The organism is Methylomonas aurea, assembly GCF_024505045.1.
Classification (GTDB): domain Bacteria; phylum Pseudomonadota; class Gammaproteobacteria; order Methylococcales; family Methylomonadaceae; genus Methylomonas; species Methylomonas aurea.
This window is the reverse complement of the sequence record NZ_JANIBM010000022.1, coordinates 69,488-76,231: the sequence shown is the minus strand read 5'-3', so window position 1 is coordinate 76,231 and position 6,744 is coordinate 69,488. Positions and strand designations below refer to the sequence as shown.

Here is a 6,744-nt window from a genome sequence, read left to right as displayed (position 1 = left end):
CGCTGCAGGTGCAATCGATCGACATTACCGGTACTCAAGGCACGGTCACCGCCTTCGCCGACGGCCACTTCAGCTTCACGCCGACGGCCGGTTTCAGCGGTAACACCAGCTTCAAGTACACAGTGGTCGACGGCTTCGGCGGCAGCGCGCAAGGCACTGTTACGCTGGACGTCGCCGCCGCGGCGAGTTTGAAGGTGGTGTCTTTCGTGCAGACCGATTCCGGATTCGCAGTCCGTTTCAACCGGGCGCTCGATGTCAGCGTCTTGAATCTTTATACCGGCGAACCCAGCAATATGGGAGCGGCCGACTTGGTACTGACCGGTCCGACCGGCGCTGCCGTGGCGGGCAGCCTGATTCTCGACAACGACCATGCCGGTTTCAGTTTCCTGCGTACCGGTGGCGTATTAGCGGCGGGCAACTACAACCTGACATTGGCTTCGCGGCTCGACGGCTTTAGAGGCCTCGGCGGATTGCTGCTGGATGGCAATGCCGACGGTACGGCCGGAGATAGTTACCTGAAGGCTTTCACGGTGGCATCGGCCAACGCTGCGGTATTGTCGGTCGGCGAAATTGCCCGCGGCCCCGGTCAAACTTTGGCAAATCCGGCCAACAATTTCAATTTCCCGATTACGTTGGAAAACGCTGCCGGTGCGACCCGATTGGCATTCACTTTAAATTACGATCCGGCCTTGTTGAGCGTCAGCGGGTTCAGCGGCGGCAATCTGCCGGCGGGCAGCCTGGTCGCTGTCGATACCTCGGTGGCCGGCCAATTGCGGGTATCGATCGAGGCGTCCGCGCCGCTGGCAGCCGGTAAGTTGGTACTGGGCAATCTGGTAGCGCAGGTACCGGCGACGGCGGCTTATGCCGCCAAGGATGCGCTGCGGTTCAGCGGCGTGCAACTGGACGGCGGAGCCCGCCAAATCAAGAACGACGATGGACTGCACGTGGTGGCCTTTATCGGCGACGTCACAGGCGATGCCAGCTACACCACGCTCGATTTCCAACGTTTGAACCGGGTCCTGCTCAAACAAGATAGCGGCTTCGGTGCCTGGCCGTTGGTCGATCCGTTGATCGTCGGCGACGTCAACCCGAACGGCCGCTTGCAGTCGGCCGATGCGCTGAAACTGGCCTACCAGATCGGCGGCACGCCGCAGGCCGATATTCCGCCGATACCGGCCGGTTTGCCGCCGCTGGTATTTGCCGGAGCCGATCCGAAACTGACCCTGGCTTCGGTCGCCGCGGCAGCCGGCAGCCGGGTGACGGTACCGGTCAATATCGATACCGCGGCCGGACTCGAGTCGATACAAATGACCGTGCGCTACGATGCTGCCAAACTCGGTTTGCTTGAGGTGCAAAAAACCGGGCTGACCGCCGGATTCGTCTATACCGTGGTCGAAAACGCCCCCGGCGAACTGAAAATCGACGCCAGTGCGCTAAAACCGTTGGCGGATGGCGGCGGCGTCCTGTTCGAGCTGAATTTTGCTGTCGCCGCCAGTGCGCGCGGAGCTGCAGCCCTGGATTTCGTCTCGGTCCGGCTCAACGATACCTGGTTGACGGTCGATCCGTTGCCGGTTGCCGGCGCCGATCCGACCGACGGGCTGATCGAGATTTTAGCTCCGGCCGCCGCACCGGCTCGGCAACCGACGCTGGCTTTGCGCCAGGGCGCCAGAAGTTTCGATCTCGGCAAAACCGAGCAACAAGCCTGGCTCAGCCAATGGTTGAATCCTTCTGAGAAAGATTCGGCTAAAGCCAACGATTGGAGCATTTCGGCCAAACGTCCAATTAAATCGAAATTACATTAATAGATAATAGCCTCGCACCCCGGTCCGGACCGCCTTGTAGACCAGGCGGATGCGGTTCGGGTCGGGCGTCGGCTATTTTTACACCACGCCGCCGCGACAGCCGGGCGCTAAGCCGATTTATGGTATAAGTGGTTAATGTTTCGGCAGGGATATCAGTTGGCGCCGATTATGCTAGGCAGAGGTGCGAACGGGTGATACCAGTTTTTCAAATGAATCGATCAAACGGAGTTTTTATGCTTAACAGACATTCCAAATTCAATTCCCTATTATTTTCGCTGGTGGCGGCCGCGGCGTTGGTATTGGCTGCACCGGCAGCGAAGGCCGCGCTTAGCGTCACCCCGCACGACGTCGCCGGCGCTCCCGGCAGTAATGTCGACGTAACTTTCGACTTCGATTTCGGCGCTAACACCTTAATTTCGTCTTTCGATTTGGGCCTGGAATTCGATGCTTCATTATTGACCCTGCTGGATGGCGATTTCTACCAGAATGGCGTGCCGGTCGACGCGTTGGCCGGGCTCAATTCAGCCGGCCTCTTAGTACCGAATATCAATCCTAGCAACGGTATCATTGGTGTAACCTGGTATGCGGTGGATTCCAACTTTCAACCGTTACCGCCGCTGGCGTTGTCCGGTACTTACTCGTTGTTGTTGAGTTTTCAGTTGAACAACAGTTTTCCGATCGGCCAAACCAGCCCGGTCATATTGACTTTAGACGCGAGCGATGAAAATGCCGCCGCCATCGACACCATCGTCAAAACTGCAAACGTCGCCGCTGTTCCGTTACCGCCATCCTTGTTGATGATGTTGTCTGGCTTGGGCATGTTGGCTGTAACCCGAGTTCGCCGTTCAGTTTAACCAGACATGAGTGGCTCCGCCCAGAGCGGATCCGCTGCCGTAGTCGGAACGGTCGGTCCCGAATCCCGCGCGGGTTCGGGATTTGCCAGCGCCGGTGCCGCTCAGGGCGCGGCCGAAGACTTTTGGTCGCAGCTGGTCCAGGCCCAAACCTCCGAACAATTATGCCGCGCCTGGTTAGGCATCCTCTGCCAGTGGATACCCAGGGCGCAGGCCGGTATTCTGCTGCTGCACGAAGAGGGCGATAACTACGCGCCGGCCGCCGTCTGGCCCGATCCCCAGCGCGATATGTCGTTCCTGGCCGAAATTGCCCAAGACGCATTGATCGAACAACGCGGTATCGTCCGCAACGATGCCGACGGCTTGACCCAATGCGCCTATCCACTGCTATCCGCCGACGAAATATACGGTGTCGTCGTGTTGCACGTGCTCGGCGGCAACGATGCGGCGATGCGTGAGGCGTTGCGCCTGCTGCATTGGGGTGCCGGTTGGCTGGTGGGTTTGTTCGACCGCCGCCATTTACTGGACCGGGATCGACGTCTGAAACACTCCGCGTTATTGCAGGATTTGCTGCTTGGGGTGTTGGCTGAACCCAATCCGGCCGAGGCCGCACGCTGGATCGTCAACCGCCTGGCCGAGGCCTTACCGTGCCGGCTCGCCATAGTCGGCCATTGCGACGCATCCGGCCACCACATCGAATTAGCCAGCGTGTCGGCCAGCGCTAGTTTCGAGTCGCGTTCCAACCTGATGGCCGCCGCGCGCGAAGCGATGCGGGAGGCCTTGCTGGCCGGCCAAGCCGTAGCCCATCCCGCAGCCGAAACCGGCGATGATGCTACTATCGCCTTCAATGCCGTCGCCGACTATTGCCGGGAAGCCGAAGCCCCGGCCGCGGTCGCGCTGCCGCTCAGCCACCGCGGGCGCCGGGTCGGCGCCTTGCTGCTGGATCTGGACGCCCAACCCGCGCCGGCCGATCTGGAATTTTTGCGAACGCTGGCTTTGGCATTGGCGCCGGCGGTGGATTTGCACGCGGTCGCCGCCCGCGGGTTGGCAGCTCACGGCCGTGACAGCATCAGGCAAACACTGGCGGATTGGCTGGGTCCGCGCCATCCGGGCTTGAAATTCGCCGCTGCGCTGGCCGCGCTCGGCTTGTTGCTGGCAGCGACGTTGCCGGTCGATTTCCGGGTTCGGGCGCCGGCGACGGTGGAAGGCAAGGTGCAACGCGTGGTCGCGGCACCGTTCGCCGGTTTTATTCAGGAAGCCTATTTACGCGCCGGGGATGCGGTCAAACAGGGCGACGTCTTGGCTCGGTTGGACGAACGCGAATTGCGCCTCGAGGAATCGCAATGGGTAGCCCAGGCCGAGCTGGCCGAGCGCAAACTGCGCGAAGCGATGGCGAAAGGCATCGCGGTGACGGTCAGGCTGGCGCAAGCCGAACTCGAAGAAGCGCAGGCGGAACTGGCTTTCGTGCGCAGCAAGCTGGCGCGGGCCACCGTGGTCGCGCCGTTCGACGGCGTCATCGTCAAAGGCGACCTGTCGCAACAACAGGGTGCACCGGTCGAACAAGGTAAAGTCTTGTTCGAGGTGGCGCCGATGTCGGCCTGGCGGGTGGTGTTGAAAGTGGACGAACGCGACATCGTCCATGTCCGCGAAGGCGAGCAGGGCGAATTGGTGCTGACCGGCTTGCCCGGAGAACGTTTCGCGCTGAAGGTCAACAAGGTTGCGCCGGTGGCGTTGGCGGAAGACGGCCGCAACAGTTTCAGAGTCGAAGCCGCCGTTCTTGGCGAAAGTAATGGCGTGCAACCGGGCATGGAAGGCGTCGGCAAACTGGAAGCCGGAGAGCGGACCTTGTTGTGGATCGCGCTGCACCGGGTGTTCGATTGGGCACGGTATACGCTATGGACGCTGGGCTTGTAAACGCCGATTCGACGCTGGGCAGCCAGCTGGTCAACAGCCATTGGTACCGAGTCGCCGGGTTGGCCCCGCGGCTGCGCGATACCTTGCGCATCCATTCCCAGTACTGGCGCCGGCAATTGTGGTACGTGGTCGAAGACCGCATCAACGCCCGTTATCACCGTTTCGATCGTCAGGCCTACCGCATCATCCGGCTATTGGACGGCCGTACTACGCTGCAACAACTGTGGCTGCGACTGGCGGCCGAAGCCGGCGAGCACTTGCCGAGCCAGGAAGAGATTCTGAGTTTACTCGGCCAATTGCACAGTCTGGATTTACTGGCGACCGATACGCTACCGGATTTGGCCGAATTGGCCGGACGCGGCCGCAGCCAGACCTGGCGCAAGCGGGCGGCGAGTTATTTCAATCCGTTGGCGATCAGAATCCCGCTGTTCGATCCCGACCGTTTTCTGCAGCGAGCCGCGCAGCGGCTGGCGCCGGTGCTGAGCTGGCGCGGCGCGGCGATCTGGCTGGTCTGCGTATTGCCGGCGCTGGTATTGGCGGCTTCGCATTGGCGGGAATTGACCAATAATTTCGGCGAAAGGGTTATGGCCCTGGATAACCTGCTGATGCTGGCGGTACTGTTTCCGTTGGTCAAGATTCTGCACGAACTCGGTCATGGCCTGGCCTGCAAACTGGGCGGCGGCGAGGTTCACGATTTGGGCATCATGTTGTTGCTGTTTTTGCCGGTGCCGTACCTGGAAGCATCCAGTTCATGGACCTTCCCGGACAAACGCGCCCGAATGTTGGTCGGCGCGGCCGGCATGCTGGTCGAGGTCTGGCTGGCGGCGCTGGCGTTTTACTTGTGGTTCTGGCTGGAGCCCGGCATGGCCAAGGCCTTGGCTTACGATGTCACGGTATTGGCCAGCGTCACCACTGTGTTGTTCAACGCCAACCCTTTATTGCGTTACGACGGCTATTACATTGCCAGCGACGCATTGGAAATTCCCAACCTGGCGCAACGCGCCGGCCGCTGGTGGTCGTATCTGTTCGAACGCCATTTGCTCGGCCGGCGCTACGCCGAATCGCCGGCGCAAGCGCCCGGAGAAGCGTTCTGGTTTACGCTGTATTCGCCGTTGTCCTTTCTGTACCGAACCTTCGTCATGTTCTCGATCGCGGTGTTCGTCGCCGGGCAATATTTTGCGGTCGGCGTGTTGATTGCGGTCTGGAGTGTCGCCGCCAGCGTTGCATTGCCGTTATGGCGGGCACTGGGCTGGCTGGCCAGAAATGTCTCTGCCGGCGGAATCGACAGCAGGCCGCGACGGGTGATCTTGGCGCTGGCTGCGGGCCTGGGACTGTTTCTGTTCGCGCTGCCGTTACCGCACCATACCCAGGTCGACGGCGTGCTGTGGTTGCCGGATAGCGCCGTGGTCAGGGCAGGGCAGACCGGATTTGCGGAACGGGTATTGGCGATCAGCGATAGCGATTTGCAGCCGGGCGAAACCATTTTGGAATTGGCCGATTCCGGTTTGGCGGCGGAATTGGCGGCACAGACCGCCCGCACCGAGGCGGCGCAGGTGCGCTACGATGCCGCCAGACTCGAGGACCCTGCCGCCGGCGAGCGCTATGCGGCCGAATTGCGGCGCGAACAGAAAGCCCTGGCGCATTTGGCAGAACGCGACGCCCGTCTGGCCGTGAAAAGCGCCAGCGGCGGCCGCTTATGGCTCAGCCAGAGCGAGGATATGCCCGGACGCCATTTTCGCCAAGGCGATGTGCTCGGTTACGTGATACCGCCGGCGCCGCCGCGGGTCCGCATCATCGTCGACCAGTCCGACGAAGCCCTGATTCGCGAGCATACCCGCTCGGTACGGGTCAAGCTGCCGTTTGCGGTCGATTCCTTGTGGCCGGCGACGATACTGCGCAGTGTGCCGGCCGCTTCCAACGAATTGCCCAGTGCCGCGCTGGGCCGGTCCGGCGGCGGCGAAATCGCCACCGATCCGCGCGACGACAGCGGCCGGCGGGCGTTGACCAGCCATTTCGAGTACGAACTGGGATTACCGGACGACTTTCCGTACCGGTTGATCGGCAGCCGGGTCAGCGTCCGGTTCGAGCATCCGCTGGAGCCGGTGGGGAAACGGATTTGGCGCGGGTTAAGGCGATTGTTCCTTGCCCATTTCCATTCCTGATCGGCTGGAGCAGGC

Annotated in this window: 4 protein-coding genes; all 4 read left to right on the top strand. The window is 61.6% G+C overall.

What is annotated here, in order from left to right; translation table 11 throughout:
* Window positions 1–1,802: cohesin domain-containing protein (locus tag NP603_RS14935; RefSeq protein ID WP_256611720.1), on the top strand; the 1,802-nt coding region annotated here is incomplete at its 5' end.
* 233 nt (window positions 1,803–2,035) lie between these two features.
* A complete protein-coding gene (locus tag NP603_RS14930; protein WP_256611719.1) occupies window positions 2,036–2,656 on the top strand; it encodes a hypothetical protein in 621 nt (206 codons plus the stop codon).
* A gap of 6 nt (window positions 2,657–2,662) precedes the next feature.
* Window positions 2,663–4,567 (top strand): efflux RND transporter periplasmic adaptor subunit, encoded by a 1,905-nt coding sequence (locus NP603_RS14925; RefSeq protein WP_256611718.1) that lies wholly within the window; start codon window positions 2,663–2,665, stop codon window positions 4,565–4,567.
* Window positions 4,549–6,729: a hypothetical protein gene (locus NP603_RS14920; RefSeq protein WP_256611717.1), complete on the top strand. Its 2,181-nt coding sequence runs from the start codon at window positions 4,549–4,551 to the stop codon at window positions 6,727–6,729. The genes NP603_RS14925 and NP603_RS14920 overlap by 19 nt, the downstream gene beginning before the upstream one ends.
* Window positions 6,730–6,744 lie beyond the last annotated feature (15 nt).

Coding starts and splice junctions, on each gene's coding strand:
- NP603_RS14925 (WP_256611718.1), top strand. CDS start 2,663: ATGAGTGGCTCCGCCCAGAGCGGATCCGCTGCCGTAGTCGGAACGGTC.
- NP603_RS14930 (WP_256611719.1), top strand. CDS start 2,036: ATGCTTAACAGACATTCCAAATTCAATTCCCTATTATTTTCGCTGGTG.
- NP603_RS14920 (WP_256611717.1), top strand. CDS start 4,549: ATGGACGCTGGGCTTGTAAACGCCGATTCGACGCTGGGCAGCCAGCTG.